This is a genomic window from Mycoplasma nasistruthionis (assembly GCF_006228185.1).
GTDB classification, from domain to species: domain Bacteria; phylum Bacillota_I; class Bacilli_A; order Mycoplasmatales; family Metamycoplasmataceae; genus Mycoplasmopsis; species Mycoplasmopsis nasistruthionis.
The window spans coordinates 747,536-768,100 of the sequence record NZ_CP040825.1 but is presented as its reverse complement, the minus strand read 5'-3'; the positions used below and the strand labels follow the sequence as shown (position 1 = coordinate 768,100).

21 protein-coding genes are annotated in these 20,565 nt (G+C 30.2%); 14 read left to right on the top strand and 7 right to left on the bottom strand.

What is annotated here, in order from left to right:
- Positions 1-57: 57 nt before the first annotated feature.
- A complete protein-coding gene (locus FG904_RS03120) occupies positions 58-885 on the top strand; it encodes an HAD-IIB family hydrolase (RefSeq protein ID WP_139592455.1) in 828 nt (275 codons plus the stop codon).
- Between the two features lie 108 nt (positions 886-993).
- Positions 994-2,577 carry an endonuclease gene (locus tag FG904_RS03115; protein WP_139592454.1) on the top strand — a complete coding sequence of 528 codons (1,584 nt, stop codon included), beginning with the start codon at positions 994-996 and terminating at the stop codon, positions 2,575-2,577.
- Between the two features lie 46 nt (positions 2,578-2,623).
- On the opposite strand, the gene FG904_RS03110 is transcribed toward FG904_RS03115, so the two are convergent.
- The 5 genes from FG904_RS03110 to dnaJ all read right to left on the bottom strand — a co-directional run bounded on the left by FG904_RS03110 (position 2,624) and on the right by dnaJ (position 8,882).
- Positions 2,624-4,591: a S41 family peptidase gene (locus FG904_RS03110; RefSeq protein ID WP_139592453.1), complete on the bottom strand. Its 1,968-nt coding sequence runs from the start codon at positions 4,589-4,591 to the stop codon at positions 2,624-2,626.
- Positions 4,592-4,654: 63 nt separating this feature from the next.
- Positions 4,655-6,028: a M17 family metallopeptidase gene (locus FG904_RS03105; RefSeq protein WP_139592452.1), complete on the bottom strand. Its 1,374-nt coding sequence runs from the start codon at positions 6,026-6,028 to the stop codon at positions 4,655-4,657.
- Between the two features lie 8 nt (positions 6,029-6,036).
- The gene (locus FG904_RS03100) at positions 6,037-7,407 is read right to left on the bottom strand and encodes a M17 family metallopeptidase (RefSeq protein ID WP_139592451.1); all 1,371 of its coding nucleotides are present in this window, start codon (positions 7,405-7,407) and stop codon (positions 6,037-6,039) included.
- Positions 7,407-7,781: an IMPACT family protein gene (locus FG904_RS03095; RefSeq protein WP_139592450.1), complete on the bottom strand. Its 375-nt coding sequence runs from the start codon at positions 7,779-7,781 to the stop codon at positions 7,407-7,409. Before FG904_RS03095 ends, FG904_RS03100 begins: the two co-directional genes overlap by 1 nt.
- Positions 7,782-8,882: a molecular chaperone DnaJ gene (gene dnaJ, locus FG904_RS03090; protein WP_139592449.1), complete on the bottom strand. Its 1,101-nt coding sequence runs from the start codon at positions 8,880-8,882 to the stop codon at positions 7,782-7,784.
- 72 nt (positions 8,883-8,954) lie between these two features.
- Here dnaJ and recO point away from each other — a divergent pair, with 72 nt between their 5' ends.
- The gene (recO, locus tag FG904_RS03085; RefSeq protein WP_139592448.1) at positions 8,955-9,635 is read left to right on the top strand and encodes a DNA repair protein RecO; all 681 of its coding nucleotides are present in this window, start codon (positions 8,955-8,957) and stop codon (positions 9,633-9,635) included.
- Here the strand turns inward: recO and FG904_RS03080 are convergent.
- On the bottom strand, positions 9,632-10,159 hold the full coding sequence (locus tag FG904_RS03080; RefSeq protein ID WP_139592447.1) for a hypothetical protein: 528 nt from the start codon (positions 10,157-10,159) through the stop codon (positions 9,632-9,634). The genes recO and FG904_RS03080 overlap by 4 nt on opposite strands.
- 51 nt (positions 10,160-10,210) lie before the next feature.
- Here FG904_RS03080 and FG904_RS03075 point away from each other — a divergent pair, with 51 nt between their 5' ends.
- From FG904_RS03075 to FG904_RS03330, 9 genes are all read left to right on the top strand, one after another.
- Positions 10,211-10,816 (top strand): ribonuclease HII, encoded by a 606-nt coding sequence (locus FG904_RS03075; protein ID WP_139592446.1) that lies wholly within the window; start codon positions 10,211-10,213, stop codon positions 10,814-10,816.
- A 47-nt stretch (positions 10,817-10,863) separates the two neighbouring features.
- Positions 10,864-11,664 (top strand): energy-coupling factor transporter ATPase, encoded by an 801-nt coding sequence (locus FG904_RS03070; protein WP_139592445.1) that lies wholly within the window; start codon positions 10,864-10,866, stop codon positions 11,662-11,664.
- The gene (locus FG904_RS03065) at positions 11,655-11,957 is read left to right on the top strand and encodes an ATP-binding cassette domain-containing protein (RefSeq protein ID WP_139592444.1); all 303 of its coding nucleotides are present in this window, start codon (positions 11,655-11,657) and stop codon (positions 11,955-11,957) included. The genes FG904_RS03070 and FG904_RS03065 overlap by 10 nt, the downstream gene beginning before the upstream one ends.
- A gap of 395 nt (positions 11,958-12,352) precedes the next feature.
- A complete protein-coding gene (locus FG904_RS03060) occupies positions 12,353-12,997 on the top strand; it encodes an ATP-binding cassette domain-containing protein (protein ID WP_338044332.1) in 645 nt (214 codons plus the stop codon).
- Positions 12,997-13,968, top strand: a complete 972-nt coding sequence (locus FG904_RS03055) for an energy-coupling factor transporter transmembrane component T (RefSeq protein ID WP_139592442.1) — start codon at positions 12,997-12,999, stop codon at positions 13,966-13,968. Before FG904_RS03060 ends, FG904_RS03055 begins: the two co-directional genes overlap by 1 nt.
- Before the next feature lie 123 nt (positions 13,969-14,091).
- Positions 14,092-14,340 (top strand): 30S ribosomal protein S16, encoded by a 249-nt coding sequence (gene rpsP, locus FG904_RS03050; protein WP_139592441.1) that lies wholly within the window; start codon positions 14,092-14,094, stop codon positions 14,338-14,340.
- Positions 14,340-15,047, top strand: coding sequence for a tRNA (guanosine(37)-N1)-methyltransferase TrmD (gene trmD / locus FG904_RS03045; RefSeq protein WP_139592440.1), 708 nt, complete (start codon positions 14,340-14,342; stop codon positions 15,045-15,047). Before rpsP ends, trmD begins: the two co-directional genes overlap by 1 nt.
- Positions 15,037-15,393 (top strand): 50S ribosomal protein L19, encoded by a 357-nt coding sequence (gene rplS, locus FG904_RS03040; protein WP_139592439.1) that lies wholly within the window; start codon positions 15,037-15,039, stop codon positions 15,391-15,393. The genes trmD and rplS overlap by 11 nt, the downstream gene beginning before the upstream one ends.
- Before the next feature lie 270 nt (positions 15,394-15,663).
- Complete coding sequence (locus FG904_RS03330) at positions 15,664-17,628, top strand: hypothetical protein (protein WP_139592438.1); 1,965 nt, start codon at positions 15,664-15,666, stop codon at positions 17,626-17,628.
- A 136-nt stretch (positions 17,629-17,764) separates the two neighbouring features.
- Here FG904_RS03330 and FG904_RS03030 read toward each other — a convergent pair whose 3' ends face one another.
- Positions 17,765-18,262, bottom strand: a complete 498-nt coding sequence (locus tag FG904_RS03030; RefSeq protein WP_139592437.1) for a hypothetical protein — start codon at positions 18,260-18,262, stop codon at positions 17,765-17,767.
- A 24-nt stretch (positions 18,263-18,286) separates the two neighbouring features.
- On the opposite strand from FG904_RS03030, the gene FG904_RS03025 reads away from it, so the two are divergent.
- The gene (locus tag FG904_RS03025) at positions 18,287-18,577 is read left to right on the top strand and encodes a hypothetical protein (RefSeq protein ID WP_139592436.1); all 291 of its coding nucleotides are present in this window, start codon (positions 18,287-18,289) and stop codon (positions 18,575-18,577) included.
- Positions 18,568-20,211 (top strand): cell envelope integrity TolA family protein, encoded by a 1,644-nt coding sequence (locus FG904_RS03020; protein WP_139592435.1) that lies wholly within the window; start codon positions 18,568-18,570, stop codon positions 20,209-20,211. The genes FG904_RS03025 and FG904_RS03020 overlap by 10 nt, the downstream gene beginning before the upstream one ends.
- The last annotated feature ends 354 nt before the right edge of the window (positions 20,212-20,565 follow it).

Here is a 20,565-nt window from a genome sequence, read left to right as displayed (position 1 = left end):
TGGTTTTCTTAGTGAATTTGTTATAATTTTTCAGATTTATTACCATAAGGACTTAATATGAAAAAACCTAAAATTATTTTTATTGACCTAGACGGTACAACTTTGGATGACGGACCTGGGTTAAAATTTTGACAAAAAGATACTACTGAATATACTAGAAAAACTCTTTTGGAATTAAATAAAACTATTCCAGTAGTAGCATCAACTGGTCGTGGAGCTAAAGAATCAACTTCTAAACTTGTTTCAAATTTTGGACCTGAAACATATATTGCTTGAAATGGTGCTAAAACAATTGAAAATGGTCAAGTTGTGCATGAATATGCATTTAGCAAAGAGAATACTCAAAAATTATTTGATGAGTTAGCTAGAAACTTTTGTTTTGTTGTTTTTAATTCAGATGGTAGAAATTCTTCATTTGCTAGAAATAAATTTTTAAGACTTTTTATGGGATTTGCTAAACAATATGCAAAACCGTATAAAGCTTTTAAAAACGATTTTACTATTTATAAAGCTTTTGTTTGATCTTGGTCAACAAGAAGAATACAAAAATTAGCTAAAAAATGACAAGAACAATATAAAGGTATTTTTGAAATAGCAATTACTGGTTCAAAAAATAATCGCTTAGAAATTACACCGGCTGATTGTTCAAAAGGTTCAGCTGAAGTTAGATATTGTCTATCAAAAGGAATTGATCCACAAGATGCTATGCACATTGGTGATTCCTTGAATGATGCTTCTACAAAAGGCAAAATTGGTACTTTAGTAGCTATGAAAAACAGTGTTCAAGAACTAAAAGATATCGCTGATGTTGTAACTGAATATGAATGTGATGAATCTGGTTTAGCTAAATTCTTAGAACAATTTATTGAAAAAACTGAAAATTAATTATTTCATAAATTTCCACAAATCGCCTAAGGGTGATTTTTTTAAACTGAAAAAATCGCCTTTTTTGTAATAATTAAAATAACAGCAAACAATAAAAAAGGACAAAATATGAATAAAATCTTTAAAAAATTTAAGTTCTTATTGCCTTTAGCAACAAGTTTTTCACTAATTTCCATAGCTGCTTCATGTGATTTTGACTTAATTCAAAACAAAGAAAATCAACCTAATAATCCACAAACCCCTACGCCTGAAAAAGGTCAAGCGGAAAACAAACAAGGACAAACAGATCAAGGAACAGGTGCTGACTCAACTGGTACAGCAACCGTTACCCCTTCATATCAAGTAAACACATCAGCAACTATTGATAATGGAAATAATATTTTTGAAGTTATTCCTAACTTAACTCAACAACAAATTGATTCAGTTAAATCATATATCAGCAGAGGGTCAGGAACTTTATACTTCTTGTATAACGATTCTGGAAAAATTGCTACAAAAAGAAGAGATGGTGTGTCATTCATTCAAATTGCACCAAGTAATTTAGCAAACGATACAGATTTAAGAGTAGCAAATGATCAAAATCCTAAATTTGCTCACAAAACTAAAGGTAATATTCCTGATGGAAACATTTCATATACATATGACCCAGCAACAACAGTTTTAACATTAACATATAAAGTAGCTATTGCTACTACAGATGAAACAAAACCAAATTATGACAATGGTTTCTATTATAGTGAACAAAGTTTTACCACTCAAATCCCTTTAACATTTTTAGCGCCAGCTGCTAACAACAATGCTGAAAGCAATAGTGATTCTGGAAATAATGACAGTGGTTCTCAAGGTCAATCAGGTACAGTAATACCTATAACTTTAGGAAATAAAAGGTATGTTTATGAAACAAGCGATTACTATGCTTCAGCAAATGGGCTAAAAGGTAAGGCTTTACTAGATGCTTTATTAGCAATTCAAAAATCTAAATTAAGTGGTGTGGGAACTTATGATGCTTTAAAAAGCTTTTATAAAACATCAACAGCGTTTAAGGATAAATATTATGAAAAAGATAATACTTTATTAGATATTTATTCTGAAAATCCAAATGGTTCAGACCCTTATAAATACGCAAATTACATAGGTGGAAGTGCTAATGTTGAAGGTCTAGGAACAAACAGAGAACACCTTATTCCAAAATCATGATTCAATCAAGAAAGACCTATGCATGACGATGCTAACCATGTTTGACCTACAGATATTAAGGTTAACGCAGTTAGATCAAATTATCCACATGGTAAAGTTGTAGCTACTCAATCAACTTCACGAAATGGTGGAAAATTAGGAACAAATGCTGCAGGAATGACAGTCTTTGAACCAGTCGATGTATTTAAGGGTGATATTGCTAGAACTTACTTGTACTTTACTGTGACTTATTCAGACAGAAACCTTAGAAATGGACGCTCAATTTTTACAAATTCATTCCCTTACATTCAATCAGACTTTTTAACATTATATCGTTCATGATCTAACACAGATTCAGTTGATCAGTTTGATATTGACAGAAACAATGCTACAGCACAATATCAAACAGTTAGAAATCCATTTATTGATTATCCTGATTTAGCAGATTGTATTTTTGGAGATAATCCAAAAGCTTTTGTTAACAAAGGTATTTTAAAGTCTGTTGAAACTGTTTAACAATTAAACAAAAATAAAATTCGGAACTACTTCCGAATTTTTTTGTTTACTTACTGTTTTCATTAATTAAATTATCTAAATATTGATAATCAAAAAATTTGTCATATGGCACTTCTATATCAGGTGTAATTCCACCTTCAACACCCATTGGCTTTTGATTTTCGCCTAAAACAACTTGTGTTGTATTTGATGACATTTGGAACGTTGTTCCATCTGATAAAACAATTGGGACAATGTTAGCCATTCCACCACCTGTTGTTTGTCCGATAATTTTAGCTAATTTATAATGTTTTGCTAATGCTGTAAAAGTGTTGGCAGATGAAAAACTGTTATTTCCAGCTAGAACTACTCAGTTAAACCCTGGATAAACATCTTTATTATTGATTTGACCATCACCATTAGCATCAACTTTAAAACTTTCTTGAGTTAAAACTTTATCTAAGACATTATATGAATATCTTCTAATTTCTTGGTTTGTTAAAAATCCTAAAGCTTGATCCATAGAAGTAACGCTTCCACCTAGGTTCATACTTAAATTAATCACAATGTTCTTAATTTGTTTTGAACCTTCAGGTAATGCTAATTCGGCATTAACGCCATTAATGCCTTGGCTTTTATTTCCGGTTTCAACTTCTTTGTTATATGCTTGAATTCTTTGCATCGAATCTAAGAATAAAAGGTAAGTGTCAGGATCTTGAATTTGTCCAGTACCTGGAATAACGTTTGATCCAGATAAGAAAGTGTCGAATTTAATAAATGCTGTATTGCCATAAAAAGTTAAATTATAAGTTCCATATTTCTGATGGTTTGCACTATTTGCTTGATCAGCAGCTTTTTTAAGTTCAATAAATTGATTTACTCTTTTAGCATTTTCTCCTAGTTGTGGAGTTAATTCAATTAAACTTGTGTGCATTGTGTTTTCTATGAAATTAGGAACGTTAACATTAGGGTCATTATAAAATGAAGGCATAATGTATGAAGTATGTAGATCTCTTAATTTACCATGCAGGATATTAACAAGTGCTTTTGTATTTTCGTTAATATCAGTTGATAAAAGACCTGCTTTGTTTTCTGCTCCAATATATTCTTCAAAATTAGTAAATCCTTTAAATTCTCTTAGACCATAAAAGTTTTCAAAAATGAATCTTAATTGGTTGTAAACTTCTAAGCGCATTTCAGGAGTTTGTGCAGTATTGTTTAATTGATTTTTACGGTATGGTGCTGAAACTGGATCTGTGTCAGTAAATCCAAAGTATTGACCTAAAATTTGTGAACCATTATAGTACAGATTGTAATAAGTTGGTGAGCAGATTAATAAATTAAATAATCATAAAGGCACATAAGTTTTATGGTTTTGATGAATCATTTTAATGCCATAGTTTGATAAGTTTAACACTGTGGGACTAGCATCTAAATTTGAAATAGCAGTAGGAAAAACTTGCATTCTGGCTTTAAAGTTATTTGTAGGATCTTGATTTTTGAAATCAAAAATATTACTATCATTAAATGTAATTGTATTGTCTTTTCAATTTAATGAAAAATCACCATTGTGCTCTATTTTATAAGTTCATGTATTAGGTTTTTTATCATTTTCTAACTCTAAACCTCTTCTTCCCATCAGTTTGTGAACTACTAAAAACATTTCTGTAAACTCCACGTATGGTGAAGCAAAACCTTCGACATTGTAAATGTTTGTTTGTTTATCTGGAATATTAATTTGTTTAAAAACATTTACAAACTCAACAGACTTAGGTGTTATATTGTAATTATGTTCAACCTCTTCTTCAGCAGGTTCAGGGTTCACAGGTTTTTGAGAAGGGTTTTCACGCGTTGGAGCAGGTTTAACTACTGGGTTAGAGGGTTGTGAAGTTGGTGTTAAGTCTTTTGGTGCACCTTCTTGTTGTTTGTCAACAGGTTTTTTAGTTTCCATTGCAGGGTTACCGCAAGAAGCAGAAGCCAAAATACCTGAAACAGACAGAAGCAATCCTGCTAAATATTTAAATTTTTTAGTCATTATATATACATCCTTAAAAAGCAAAAATCTGAAGTTGGAATTCAGATTTTTAATTTTGTTTAATTATTTTGTGTTTACTGCTAATTGAGCTAGAGTTTTAACCATTACCCCTGTTGGTCTTTTAGCAATTTCAGCTGTACCAGCAACGTCTAAGTGAATGTATTCAACATCTTCGGTAAATTCTTTTAAAAACATCGCTGCACTTGATGAACCAGCTAATCCTGTGTAGTCAGCATTTCTTAGGTCTGCAACTGGTGTGTTTCTTGTTTCTTTAACAAATGCTTCATCGAATGGCATTCTTCAAACAAGTTCATTTTGTTGTTTTGCTGCTTCAGATAAGTCATTTCAAGCTTTGTCAGTACTTGCTCATGCTCCTGTGTATGTATTTCCTAATGCGACTAAAACTGCACCAGTTAAAGTAGCAACATCAACTAAACGTGTAGCCTTTAGATTTCTAACAGCATATGTTAATCCGTCAGCCATTACTAATCTACCTTCAGCATCTGTATTTGTAATTTCAACAGTTTTTCCGTTCATACTTGTTCAAACTGAATCAGGTAATGATGCATCTCCATTAACTCTGTTGTCTGTAATACACATAACAGCCGCAACATTAGCTTTTGGTTTTAGTTGCGCAATAGCTTTTAAAGCTGCTGCTGTAAATACTGAACCTGACATGTCAAATTTCATTCCTAACATGTGCCCACCAGTTTTGATGTTGTATCCACCTGAGTCAAATGTAATCCCTTTTCCTACATAAACTGTTTTCTCTTTAGATTCAGGATTTCCGTTATATTCAATTACAACAACTCTTGGTTCAAACATACTTCCACGGTTAACTGAAAGTAAAAGCCCCATTTTGTGTTCTTCAATTTCTTTTTTAGTTAAAACTGTTACTTTTAAGTTGTCATATTGGCTTAAGTCTTTTTTTACAACTTCTGCTAAATATTCTGAGTTACAAATGTTCGGCGGAGTAATTTGTAAATTACGTGCAAAATTAACTGCTTCTGATAAAACAACTGCTTCATGTAATGCTTCTTTATATGAAGCCTCAGATTGAGAAGTTAATAAACTAACTGAATATTGCTCATCTTGTTTTGAAGTTTTAGCATTGTAAATATCAGCATTTTTGTAGTTATAAGCTTCTACTAGTGATTTAACTACATTGCTTAAGGTTACATCTCCTTTAATAAATGAATCTAAGTCAATTTGATAATTTCTTGCTTGCGCTTCAAAAAACGCAGTTGCAAAACTATTTAAAGTCTTAACATTGTATTTGTCAGCTTCTCCTAAATAAACTAATGCTTCGTTTTTATCAAAGTATTCTGTAACTTTGTTGTTTTTTTCAATAACTGTTTCAGGGTATGAATCACCTTTGAAAACAGCTTTTAATAACATATCTTTATTTCTTGTATTTTCAACTGATTTAATAGTCATAATATCTCCTATTTATTTTGATTTAATAATCCAAATTCAACCAATGTTGATACTAAAACACCTTGTGGTTCACCATCAACATCCGCAGTACCCGCAACATCACAGTGAATAAAATCAACATCGTTTGTAAATTCTTTTAAAAACATAGCAGCTTGAGATGAATCTGGTCTAACTTGTTTAGATCAGTTAGCTAAATCCGCTACTTTTGAACCCGTATTTCCTTTATGATAATCTTTGTGTAAAGGCATTCTTCAAACTTTTTCTTGCGCTAATTTAGCAGCACTTTCAAATGATGATCATTTCTCATCATTTGTTGATCAAATACCTGTATAAACATTACCTAAGGCAGTTAAAATTGCTCCAGTTAAGGTTGCAACATCTACAATTGTAGTTGCTTTCAACTCTTTTGCCGCGTAGTAAATACCATCAGCAAGCACTAAACGCCCTTCAGCATCAGTATCGACAACTTCAACTCATTTACCTGACATTGACTGATAAACATTTTCTGGCAATGAAGCATCATTGTTAATTCTGTTGTCAGTAATGCACATTACGGCTGAAACATTAACTTTAGCTTTTAATTGTGCTAATACTTTTACAGCATAGGCGACTATTACTGAACCTGACATATCATATTTCATTCCTTCCATATGATATCCTTTAGTGTTAACTCCACCTGTGTCAAAAGTAATTCCTTTACCAACTAATGAAATTTTTTCTTTAGATTCAGGATTTCCATTATATTCAACAACTACTACTCTTGGTTCATGAACACTTCCTTGGTTCACTGATAAAAGTAAGTTCATTCCTAATTCTGAAATTTCTTTTTTAGTTAAAGTTGTAATTGATAAGTTTTCAATTCCACTTAAATCATGTGCAACTTGAGCAGCTAGCATTTCTGAATTTAAAAAGTTTTCAGGTTTAATTTGAAAATCTCTAACCTTTGTAATTGCTTGATTTAAATAATTTAGTTTATCAATTAATTGACTGTGTTGTTTTTGATCTTGTTCAGAAATTAATAATCCAATTTCTGATTCTTTATCTTCTGATTTGTCAGAAGATTTTTTGAATAATTTTGCTTTAGCAAATGAAACAGAACTATAAATTAATCTTAAAACTTCTGAATAGTCAAAAATTTGACTAAATGAAGCAATGTCAATTAAATAATTTCTGTTTGCTGATTGAGTAAAGTTTTGAATTAAATCTTTTAATTCATCTAAAGTTTGATGTTTCTGATCAATGTATAAATAAGAAACTTTATCTACTAAATTGTCAGTAACTTTAGCATTTTTTAGTCCTACATAACTAGGAAATTCTAAATTTTGATAAGCCGCTTTTAGTACTTGAAAATCTGAATGTGCTTGATTTAGTATTTTCATTATGCTCCTTTTTGATTAGCTAGATTAATAGCATCCGAAGTAGCTTCGCGATATGCTCTAATTAAAGGTCCAGCACCTAATTTTTTACCACCATAATATCTAACAACAAAAACAATAACGTTATATGCTTTTTTAAGCTTTAAAGTTTCATAAATTGGCTTGCCTGCTGTATTTTTAGGTTCTCCATCATCTGAATAACCAGCATTTTCTGAATTGTTAAAATTCGTTATATAACCATAGCAAACATGTGTTGCATCGTGGTAAATTTCCTTATATTTTTTAATTATATCTTTTATATTGTCATTTTGTTGTATTTCCACAACAATACCAATAAATTTTGATTTTTTAATAATGTTTTCTATTTTGCAAATCATTTAGGCTTTCATTACTTTTTTGTTGAAATCTGCATTACTTTGATCTTCAACATCAACCAAGGCTTCATTTAAGGTTTTAATGTCTTTTTTCTTTAAATCAGGAATGATAATTCTGATATTAATTTTTAAATCACCTTGGAAACCTTTGTTTTTAACACCTTTGCCAGGAACTACAATAACTTTTGAATCGGTATAAGTTTTTTTAAGTTTAATGTCTGTTGAACCGTATGGTGTAGGTACAGAAATTGTTTTTTCTAACAGTATGTCAATAAATGAAATCGGCATATCTAACATTAGATCTAAACCGTTACGTACAAAGTAAGGGTGTTCTTTAACATAAACCCTGATATATAAATCACCAGGCTCTCCACCATTAACACCTTTGTCTCCATAACCGTTTAATATTAAACGCATTCCACTGCTTGCGCCTTCAGGGATTTTAATTGTCACTGTTTTTTCAACTCTAATGTATTTTGAACCTTTACATTCTCTACATTTTTTAGTGATTTTCTTACCTGTTCCTTCGCAAGTTGAACAAGCTTGTTCAACAACTTGTTGTCCAAAGAAGCTTTGAACAACTTTTCTAACTGTACCTTTTCCATCACAATCACTACATTTAACAGCATCTGACGGATGGTCAGCTCCTGAACCTAAACAGTGTGGACAAAGTTCCCATTTTTGTAGTTTTTGTTTAATTTCTTTTCCGTGTATTGCATCTAAGAAATCGATTTGAATGCTTGCTTCTTTGTCATCACCATCACGTTTAGCTGTTTTAGAACGTCTTGAACCACCTGTGAACATGTCAAAAATGTCTTCAAATCCTCCAAAACCGCCAGAGAAACCACTAAATCCACCTCATCCACCGCCGGCATTAGCACCATTTGCTCCTGCATGACCGTAAGCATCATAGTTTTGACGTTTTGTAGAGTCAGATAAAACCTCATAAGCTTCATTAATTTCTTTCATTTTTTCATCACTTGATCCGTCTTTTAATTTGTCAGGGTGATATTTTTTAGCCAATGAACGATATGCTGTTTTAATTTCTTGATCTGTTGCGTTTTTAGAAACACCTAAAACTTCATAATAATCTCTTTTACTCATAGTTATTATATTTTAGCATATTTATGCTTAATTTGCTAAAATATTTGCATTTTTTCTTTGTATAATTTAAATATGGCAACAACTATTGAAAGAGCGCTAGTTCTTGATGTTTTTCATAAACAAAATAATGAATTTGTAATCACTTTTTTTAATCAAAAAGGTGCTTTTTCACTATTTGCTTTAGGGCTTAATAAGCCTGCTTCAAAAAACCGTAGCAATTTATTACAAGGTTGCATTGTTGAAATTGAATATTTTAAAGCTAGATTACCTAGAAAAATGGGCAAGTTAAAAACTGCACATTTAATTGAAACAATTGATTATTCCAAATTTAATGCTAACGATATGTTTTTAAACCTTTCACGTCTATGACAAAGGATTAAACAGCCAAATCGTGTTTATCAATTATTTGTTAGGTACATTAAATTATTAGATGCTAAAAATAAGTGAAAGATGTTGACTTATTTTTATGCAAATTCACTTGAATATTTTGGTGTTCATTTAGATTTTCAGGGGTGTGCCTTATGTTTTAGTCGTCAAAGTTTAATTGATTTTGATTTGAATCAAGGTGGTTTTATTTGTTTCAACCATACTACTGGGCCGAATCACAAAAATCCATTAGTTGAGTATATTTGGGCATCATTTAATGATATTAGAACTTATTTCGAAATTAATTTGACTGATAATTTTGATATCTTAAACATTTATCAAAAAGCAATAAATGACTATATAAAAATAACAGAAGTTTTTGATTAAACTTCTGTTTCTGATAAATATCCTGCACTTAATCTGTTGCATCTTGGACAAGTTAAATAACGTTGATCTTCTGACACTTGTACATAATAAACATGTTTACCATATTTACGTTGATAACTACTTCCGTCAATAAAATCAAATCTCAATAACGGCACATTGAAAATTTGACGATATTTTGGATCATCATTAACTTTGAAAACTGGATAAGAATCTAATTCAGCTTTCATTAAAATATTTGTAGTTAAAGCCTTTTTTTCTTCATCACTGAAAAATGCTTGCACGCTTTTGAAATTCTGATTCAGAATTTCATTTTTTTCTTGATCAGATTTTAGTTGAAAATTAATATCTAACTCTAATTCTGAATTCATTACTGACACAAAGTTATCTCAAACAAATAAATTCTTTTGAGATCTAATAAAAAACATTAAAAAAACTCTAAACGGTCTTAAATCATTTGGCACGCCAAAAACATAATTGTAACTAGCTTGACAGTCATTGCATCTAGCTTTTACTAAAGTTCCCATATTCCTCCTTATTAAATTATAAAATATAGATTTTAAATTTATAATTCCATTATGTTAGATTATGAAAAAACTTTAGACCCTAAATTTGAATTCATTGCTGGTTGTGATGAAGCCGGTAGAGGATGTTTAGCAGGTGAATTAGTTGTAGCTTGCGTGATTTTGCCACGTAATTACACAAACTCAAAGATTAACGATTCTAAAAAACTAACCAAAGTCAAACGTCAAGCATTGTTTGATGAAATTATTCAAAATGCGTTAGATTATCAAATTATTGTAAGAAGTGTAAAAGATATTAATCAATCCAACCCAAAAGCCGAGTCAAAATTAGGTATGAAATTAGCGGTGCAAAACCTTAAATTAAAACCTGACTTAGTAATTACTGATTTTGAAAAAATAGATTTAAATATTAATCAAATTAATTTAGTCAAAGGTGATAGTTTATCATTAAATGTTGCGGCTGCTAGTATTTTAGCTAAAGTTACAAAAGATAATTTGATGGCAAAACATGCCTTAACTTATCCAGAGTATGATTTTGAAAACAATCAAGGTTATGGCACTAAAAAACATTTAGAAGCATTACAAAAGCATGGAATTACACCAATTCATAGATTAAAATATAAGCCAATTGCAAATTTAACCATAAAAGACAAATTTTAAGCATATAAAACCCTTAAAATCTGTCTTTTTATTTTATAATTGTAGTTATGATAAAAGTCGAAAATATAACATTTAAATATAGAGAAAAAGACACAAAACCAGCCTTAAATAACGTTTCATTCGAGATAAAAAAAGGTCAATATGTTGCTATTTTAGGACATAATGGTTCTGGGAAAAGCACTTTGTCCAAAGTACTTGTAGCACTTTTAAAACCACAATCTGGAAACATTTTTATTGATGGTATTTTGTATTCAAAAGAAAATTTGTTAAAAATTCGTAAAAAAATTGGAATTATTTTTCAAAACCCTGATAACCAATTTGTTGGTTCTTCAGTTGAAGACGATATTGCTTTTGGACTAGAAAATAGACAAATACCACATGAAGATATGAAAGATTTGGTTGTTAAATATGCAACAAAAGTTGATATGCAAAATCATCTAGAAAGAGAGCCAGAGAATCTGAGTGGTGGTCAAAAACAAAGAGTTGCTATTGCTTCTGTGTTGGCTTTAGATCCTGATGTTATTATTTTCGACGAAGTTACTTCAATGCTTGATCCTAAGGGTAAAAATAAAGTTATTGAAATTATCAAAGATCTAAGAAATAATCCTGATAAAACTTTAATTTCAATTACTCATGACATGGATGAAGCGATTTTAGCTGATTTATGTTTAGTTTTTGCCGGCGGAAAACTGATTGCTTCTGGTACTCCAACTGATATTTTAAAAAACAAAGAAATTATTGATATTGCTAAAATTGATTCACCTTTTATTTATCGTTTAAGTGGAATGATTGATGGAATTGAACCCACTTATTCAGAAAGAGAACTAATTAAAAAAATATGCAAATAAAAATTCAAAACGTTTCACACACCTTCAATCCTAAAACGCCATTTGAATTTACAGCTTTAAAAAATGTGTCAGCTGAAATAAATGATGGTGAATACATCGGTGTAATTGGTTCAACTGGTTCAGGGAAAACTACATTAATTGAGCATTTAAATAATTTGCTTTTTCCAACAAGTGGAAAAATTGAGTGAGAGTTCTATGATAATTTACAAATTTCATATAAAAAGGAATTATCACTATTAAAATCTGCTTACAAAAATGCAAAAAAGAAGCTAAATCTGCTATTTCAAGATTAAAAGCACAAATTGTAGAACTAAACAAAAAACATAATAATTCACAAGAAATTTTAAAAATTCAACAGCAAATTGATCAAATACAAAAAACAAACCAACAAGATTTAATTGACTTTAAAGAAGCTAAAAAACAATTAAAAACAAAGTTTAGTGAAATTAATCCTATAGTTAAAAAATTAAAATCACAATGAAAAATTGAATTAAAGCAAGCTAAAAAAGATTTTACAATTCAATTTGATCGTAACTATTCTAATAATTTAAAAAACTATTACAGCGATCACAAAAGAGCTTTAAATGATTTTTTACAAGAATTTAAAGCAAACAATCAAACATACAAAGAACTAGATAAGTACACATATTCAAAGCAAATAGTTAACTTTTCATCTAAGAAAAAACACTTGTTTGACTTTTCAAATAATCCAAAGATTATCAGAAAAAGAATAGGTGCTGTATTCCAGTTTGCTGAATATCAATTATTCAAAAATACAATTAAAGAAGATATAGCTTTTGGTCCAATTGCTTTTGGTATGGATAAAATTAAAGCTTATCAAAAAGCTGAAGAATGCTTAGAATTAGTAGGGTTGGGTTCAGAATATCTTGACAGAAGTCCTTTTGAATTATCTGGCGGACAAAAGCGTCGTGTAGCAATTGCTGGTATTTTAGCAATGGATCCAGATTTTATGATTTTTGATGAACCTACTGCCGGGCTTGACCCTGTAGGTGTCAAAGAAATTTTAGAAATTATTAGTAATCTAAATAAAAAAGGTAAAACCATTATTAATGTTACTCATGATTTAGACAACGTTTTACACTATGCACAAAGAGTTTTACTACTTTCAGAAGGTGAATTAATAAAAGATTCTGACCCTTATGATGTTTTGTCAGATGTGGTATTTTTAAAACAAAACAACTTACAACCGCCTAAGTTGCTTGAATTTGTTGACAAATTAAGAAATAAAGGTATCGATGTACCAAAAGTGCTAACTGAAAAACAACTTGCTGAATTTTTGAATCAATATTTAAAAGATAAAGGAGTGAAATAATGAAATCAGTTTTCGGCCGTTTTATTCCTGGTCAGGGTTTTTTATATCGTGTTGATCCTAGATTAAAATTAATAACATTATTAATTTATATTATCTTAGTTTTTATGTCTCGCTTTTTCATTGATTTAGTGTTGTTAACAAGTGTTTTAGTGGTAATTTATATTTCAACTTTCAAAAGAGTTAGGCCTCTTTTAAGAATGGTGAAATTACCATTATTTATATCGATTATTATTTTATTTGTTAACATTTATAGCATTAAAAATGAAAACGTAGCTGCAGATGCTTTTAGAATTTCATCACTTAACAATTTTTATGCACCACAGATTTCTGAAATTTATAATACCGAAAATGGTTTTTGAAATTGAATTACAACTTCAAGCATTATAAAAACCGGACCACTCGCAGACATGTCAATTCATAAAGCATACGGTTTTTCATTAGATTCGGTCAATCGTAGTATTAATTTATTCTTTAGAATTTACACTATGATTTTATTAACTACTTTATTAACTAACACAACTAGACCTATTTTATTAACAAAAGCTATTGAAGACTTGCTTTATCCCTTAAAAATATTATTTATTCCAACTCATATTATTGCAATGATTATTTCACTTGCTTTACGTTTTATTCCTACCTTAATTGATGAAGCTAACAGAATTATTAAAGCTCAGTCATCACGTGGAGTTGATTTCAAGCACGGTAATATGAAAGAAAAAATAAATGCCTTTTCAACTTTGATTATTCCACTTTTTGTTTCTTCATTTTCAAAAGCTGAAGACTTAGCTAGTTCAATGGAAACAAGAGGGTATGACCCTTATATGCATAGAACTAAATATAGAATAATGAAACTTGTTTGAAGAGATATATTTATTTGTCTTGTTTTATTGTTAATAATTACTTTTATAATGATTAATTTCTTTTACATGAAACACTTACCATTGTGATATATGTATACATTAATTATTTAATTCAGCTTAGGCTGAATTTTTTATTACTTTTTTCTTGACAAAAAAATAGATCTATATATAATTAATTTACAACTGTCAAGCACTTTTGCTTGACATACATAATTTAGGAGTTTATATTTAATAATGGTTAAAATTAGATTAAAAAGAATGGGAGACAAATTCAGACCAGTTTACAAAATTGTTGCTGCTGATGCAAGAGCTCCACGTGATGGAAAATTTATTGAAGCTTTAGGACACTACAACCCTCTTTCTAAAGAATTTGTGTTAAACAAAGAATTAACATCAAAATGATTAAAAGAAGGTGCTCAACCTACACAAACTGTTGCTAACTTATTCAGAACACACAAACTAACAGCTGAACTTAAAAAATAATGAAGATTAATTTCTTAACCTTATTCCCTAATTATTTTGAACCTTTTATTAATGAAAGCATTATTAAAAAGGCACAAGATAAAGATTTAGTATCGTTTGAAGTGGTTGACTTTAGAGATTTTAGTCGAAACAAACATAGAAAAGTTGATGATGAAATTTATGGTGGAGGTCATGGACTTTTACTTCAAGTAGAGCCAATTGACTTAGCCTTAAATTCATTAAAAGATCGTGGTGGTGTAGTTGTTGTCGTTTCACCGCAAGGAAAACAATTCACACAACAAATTGCTAGCGATTTAGCCAAGCATTCACAAATCACTTTTATCTCTGGTAGATATGAAGGATTTGATGAAAGAGTGATTCAAATGGCTGATTATGAATTATCAATCGGAGATTTTGTTTTAACTGGTGGAGAATTACCTTCTATGGTAATGGCTGACGCAATTGTTAGACTTCTACCTGGTGTTATTAAAACTGAATCACACACCTATGAATCGTTCCAAGGGGAATTAGGATTATTAGAACATCCTCAATATTCAAGACCTAGATCATATACATCAGTATCTGATCCTAGCAAAACTTATGATGTGCCAGAAGTTTTATTTAGTGGTGATCATAAAAAAATTCAAGAATGAAAAGATCAGGCTGCTTGACAAAAAACAGCAAAAAACAGACCTGACATCATTGAAAGGATAAAGAATGAGAAATAAATTTATCGAGTTAGTTGAAAAATCACAATTACGCCCAGACGTTCCTAACTTTACTACAGGAGAAAACGTTAAAGTTTTCGTTCGTATTAAAGAAAACGGAAAAGAACGTGTTCAGTTATTTGAAGGTTTAGTAATTAGTAAAAAAGAATCAGGAACACGTGAAACATTCACAGTTAGAAAAGATTCATACGGTATTGGTGTTGAAAGAACTTTCCCTTTACATTCACCATTAATCTCTCACATTGAAGTAGTACGTAAAAACAAAGTGCGTAGAAAGAAACTATTCTTTATGAGAGACCGTAAAGGTAAAAGTGCACGTCTTAAAGAAATTAAAAGAAGTAAATAATCCTAAATTCATTAAACAGTCATTTTATGACTGTTTTTTTATTTATACTCATTACGCTTTAACAACTTAAATATAAAATATGGATTTTGTATGGAAATTTTCTGCAAAATTCATTTTTTTGTGGAACGATGTTTTTTTTTTTTTTTTAGAGACCATTTTGGACTAGTATTTAATTGTAAATTAAAAGGGATATATTACGAGAGATCTTGCCCGAATGACAAAGGGTTATTTTGAAAGATTAAATTTATAAAAGACGAAAGAAAAAACATTATGCGAAAATTGAAATTTTGACTACCACTATTTAGTGGTTCTTTAAGTGTACTTGCTGTGTCAGCAGTAGCCGCTTCATGTGGTGCTAATGACAAAAAAACACCTAAGGATAATAATAAAAAAGAAAATACAGAAGGATCTAAACCAGCGCCAACTCCAGCGCCAACTCCAGCGCCAACTCCAGCGCCAACTCCAGCGCCAACTCCAGCGCCAACTCCAGCGCCAACTCCAGCGCCAACTCCTATGCCTGCTCCTAACCCAGCTCCGGCTCCGGTTGATGGTAATAAACAAAGTGCAGAAGATACTGAACTTACAAATGCAAAAAATGCTTTAAAAGAGCTATTAGAATCTAAATCAACAGAATTAGCTAAATATGCGGAAGAAAAATATTCTGAAATCAAAGTTGAATTAGAAAAAGCATTTGATGTTGCTGAAGGTAAAAAAGACTTAAATGATAAAGAACAATTAAAATCTGCAAAAGATACTTTAGCTTCAGCAATTTCTTCAGCCGATACAAAAAAACAAGCTAAAGATTTGGAATTGGTTAAAAATGAATTAACAGCGTTATTAGCTAATAAAAATGATGAAATAGGCAAATATGCAGATGTTGAAGACAGAAAATATACTTTAGCGCCAATTAAAACCACATTAGAAAGTGCTTATACAGCTGCTGAAAGTGGTAAAGATGGTGCTGATAACTTAGAAAAAGCAAATAAATTATTAAATGATTTAAAAACTGCTGTTGAAAAAGCTAAAACAGATAAATCAATGGTTGAAACACTAGCACCAGAAGTTAAAACTATGTTGTTGGATAGATTTAACAAAATGTTTGAATTAAAACAATATCATGGCGTGAACACAACTTTATTTGATGTTTATAATGAAGCAGCTGTTTCATACTACAATCAAGATCAAAAATTAGATTTAGCAAAACTAACAGAAATAAAAGAAAAAATTACAAAAGGTTTAGAAGCAGCTAACGTAGCCAAAGAAACAGCTAATACAGTAACACCAAGCGTTAAGAAAATTGGTATTGTCAAAGGTAAACAAATTACCGAAGCAAGATCAAATAATGATTATGAATATACGGTTGATGGTAATACTGACCTGTCAATTCCTGTTTTAGGTTGAACAGATGGGTATGGACATATTGCTAAGGATAGTGAGTTAATTTTCTCATTTAAAAATCCTACACGACTAAAACACATTATTTTACACCAATTTGCTGAAAGAGTTTGAGATAACAAAGATAAATCATACATTGTAAAAAACCTTACTCTTCATGGGCAAAGAACTAATGGTGGCTGAGAACAAATTGCCACATATAATGCTAATAGCCAAGATTTTGCAGAATTATCTAAATTTAAAGACTATAAATTTGAGGTTCCGCAAAATATGTTGAACAATGAATATAAAGCTATAACACTTAAATCAAATGAACAAACTAACACTTGATGAGCTGTTAAAGATGTAGAAATTGTTTCAAATGAAGAAAAGAAAATTTTTATTGAAACACCTGTTGTTGTTTCTACAGTTGATCAACGTCAATTATTGAATACAGCACCACTTACTTATAAAAATCCTTCAACTGAAACATATAAAAAAGAATATCTATTTGATAACAATGAATCAACATTTAACACATATCAAAATTCAACATATTCAGAAGTAGAAAGATCATGACCAATTATTTTTGATTTCTTAAAACCTATGAATATTCATTCAATTAATTTAAAACAAGATGCTCTTCTAAAACTGCCGAGAGTAAAAATGATTTTAGTTGATGAAGAAAATCATGAGGTCGTAAAACAGTTAGACAACTTAGAAACATTAGCTAGTTGAAAACTAGAAAGCGAACATGCTAATAAAAAATTCAAGAGACTTAAATTTGAATACTATGGTGAAGGAAATGACCAAAGAACAACAAAAAAACCATGACAAATTAATGACATTGAAATTCTTTAATTTTCCACACTAATCTTGATAAATACCAAGTTATTACTTGGTATTTTTTTAATATTTTTATAAATTTATGCAAAAACAATTATCTTTTCTGCAATTTATGAAAATTGAGTTCTTTTTTTTTTTTTTTGCAGAATCCTTAAAGTTTCATTAACTTTAACTTAAAAACTAATAGCATTTTATTTGGATAGAAAAATTGAATAATATAAATATAAAAAATGTATATATAAAAACTTTTACATATATGAAAAGTAATAAGCGACTTTAAATTACTTTTCAATGTAAAAATAAAGATTAGAAAGATAAACAAAATGAAGAAACTTAAATTATGAATACCACTTTTAAATGGTTCTTTAAGTGTGCTTGCAGTTTCTGCTGTGGCTGCTTCATGTGGTGCTAAAAAAGAAGAAACAAAAAACGCACCTATTGAAAAAGGTAAAACCCCTGAGGTTTCAAAACCAGCACCAGCTCCTAAAGCAACTCCTACTCCTACTCCTGCACCAAAGCCTGTGCCTAAAAAAGAAAATCCAGTTCAACCTGTACAAGGAAACCCTGGAGAACAATCAAAACCTAAAAAACCTGCTAAACCTGTAAATGAAACACCAAAAACCCAAAGAACTCTGAAAACCCAGGACAAGGTACTCCAACTGTTGAAACACCAATGACACCTGAACCTGGTGCAGGACAAGCTTCTCCTTCAAACGAGCCTCAAACTCCACCTGCTCCTAAAACCGGTGCAGAAGCAGAAAAGTCAGGAAGTGGTAAAACAAGTACAACAACTCCTGGAAATGATACAAACAACGAAACTACACCATCTACAGGAACAACAATTCCTCCTAAAACTGCTGAAGAAAATAGTGGCACAGCCCCAAAAACTGGTGGAGAAGCAACTAATCCTGTTGAAAAGAAAAAGCACCAGCTACTGCAGTTAATAATAATGAAGTGGAAGTAGCTAAACAAGCCCTTAAAACTCTTTTAGATTCAAAAACTACTGAAGTTGCTAAATATAGCGAAGCAAAATATGCAGATATTAAAACTACATTAGAAGCTGCTTACGTTGCTGCGGAAGGCAAAAAAGACTCAACTTCAAAAGAAGAACTTGCAAATGCTAAAACTATATTAGAAGCTGCTGTTCAAAAAGCAACCTCAGACAAAACAGCAAAAGATATTGATGAAGCTAAAAAAGCTCTAAAAGCTGTTTTAGATAAGAAAATAGAAGAATTAGCAAAATACACAATTGCTGATGCTAAATATTCATTAGATGCTGTGAAAGAAAAATTAGAACAAGCATTTACTGCTGGTCAAACTGCACACAACAAGCAACAAACAACAGTTGATGAATTAAATAGTGCAAAAACAACATTAGAAAACGCTATTACAACAGCTGGTACAGAAAAAACCGAAGTAGAAACACTGTACAACAATACTAGAAATGCATTATTAAGTAGATTTGCTAAGATGTATGAGTACAAAGAATTACATGGTATTAATGTTGAATTATTTGACAAATACAATGAGGCATCAGTTGAATTTTATAACCAAGGAAATAAATTAGATAAAGAAAAACTTCAATCAATTAAAAGCAAAATTGATGATGCTGTTAATAAAGCAGAACAAGCTAAAGGGACTGCGAATAAATTAACAACCTCAACACAAAACATTCATTTAATTAAATTTAATGAAGTTAATGAAGCATCTTCAAACTCAACATTAGAAGATGCGATTGACCCAAGTAATACTTTATCAATTCCTTTCTATGCAGGACCTAACGGTAATGAGGCTATTAAAAAAGCTTCTGAATTGAAATTTAACTTCTCAGTTCCTACAACAATTAAATCTGTTAGATTACAACAATATACTCGTGGAGACAGTGGTAAAGACGAAGGAATTGCAAGTATAACTGTCTATGGTTATACTGAAGGTAATCAATGACAAGAAATTGGAAAGATTACAGGTGAAGGCGAATCTGCCCAACAACTTCAAAAAATCGAAAATGTTAAAGTTGATGTACCTGCTGATAAATTATCAACAAAATACAAAATCATTACACTAAAATCTGATAAAGATACTGGTAAATGATGAGGTATTCGCGATGTTGAAATTATTGACGGTTCAGATAAAAGGATATACATTGAAACACCTATTGTTGTTTCATCATTCTCTTACCCAAGATATTATTTAGATGCAAAAAGATTAAAATACAAAAACGAAGCACCTGAAAATAACACATACAAGAGAGAAAATTTATTTGACAATAACCTAGCTACATTCAACATTTACAGACACGGTGTTGGCGATACTCAAAAATCACTTAAAAATGACACTCTATATTTAGAATTCTTAAAACCTATGAATATCCATTCACTAACCCTTCATCAAGATGCTGTTTTAAAACTAAATAATATTAAAGTTACATTAATTACTGAAGATAATAAAACAGTTGAAAAAACTTTTGATAACACAGATAACAAAGTGTTATTCCAAGTTGCCGGTGATGATTTGAACAAAAAATATAAACAAGTAAAAATTGAAAACCTAAGCGACTCAACTAGTTTTTGACAATTAAATGAAATTGAAATTCTTTAATTATTTTAGAAACTGAATTTCAGTCTAATTTAACGACAACATATGAAAAGAATGAGTTTTTTCCATATTTTCTGGGAAGTTCATTCTTTTTTTTTTTTTTTTCAGATGGATTTATCAAATCTAATTTAGCACTATTATAAAAGGATTAATATTAAGGTGTAAAAATGGATATGAAAACTGACTATTTTCATATTAAAACTTTAAATTGAAACAAAATGTATATATAAAAATAAAAGCAAAAGTTAATAAGCGACTTACATTAACTTTAAAGAGATATGAGGAAAGATAAACACAAAAATGAAAAAAATTAAATTTTGACTGCCACTTTTTAGTGGTTCTTTAAGTGTGCTTGCA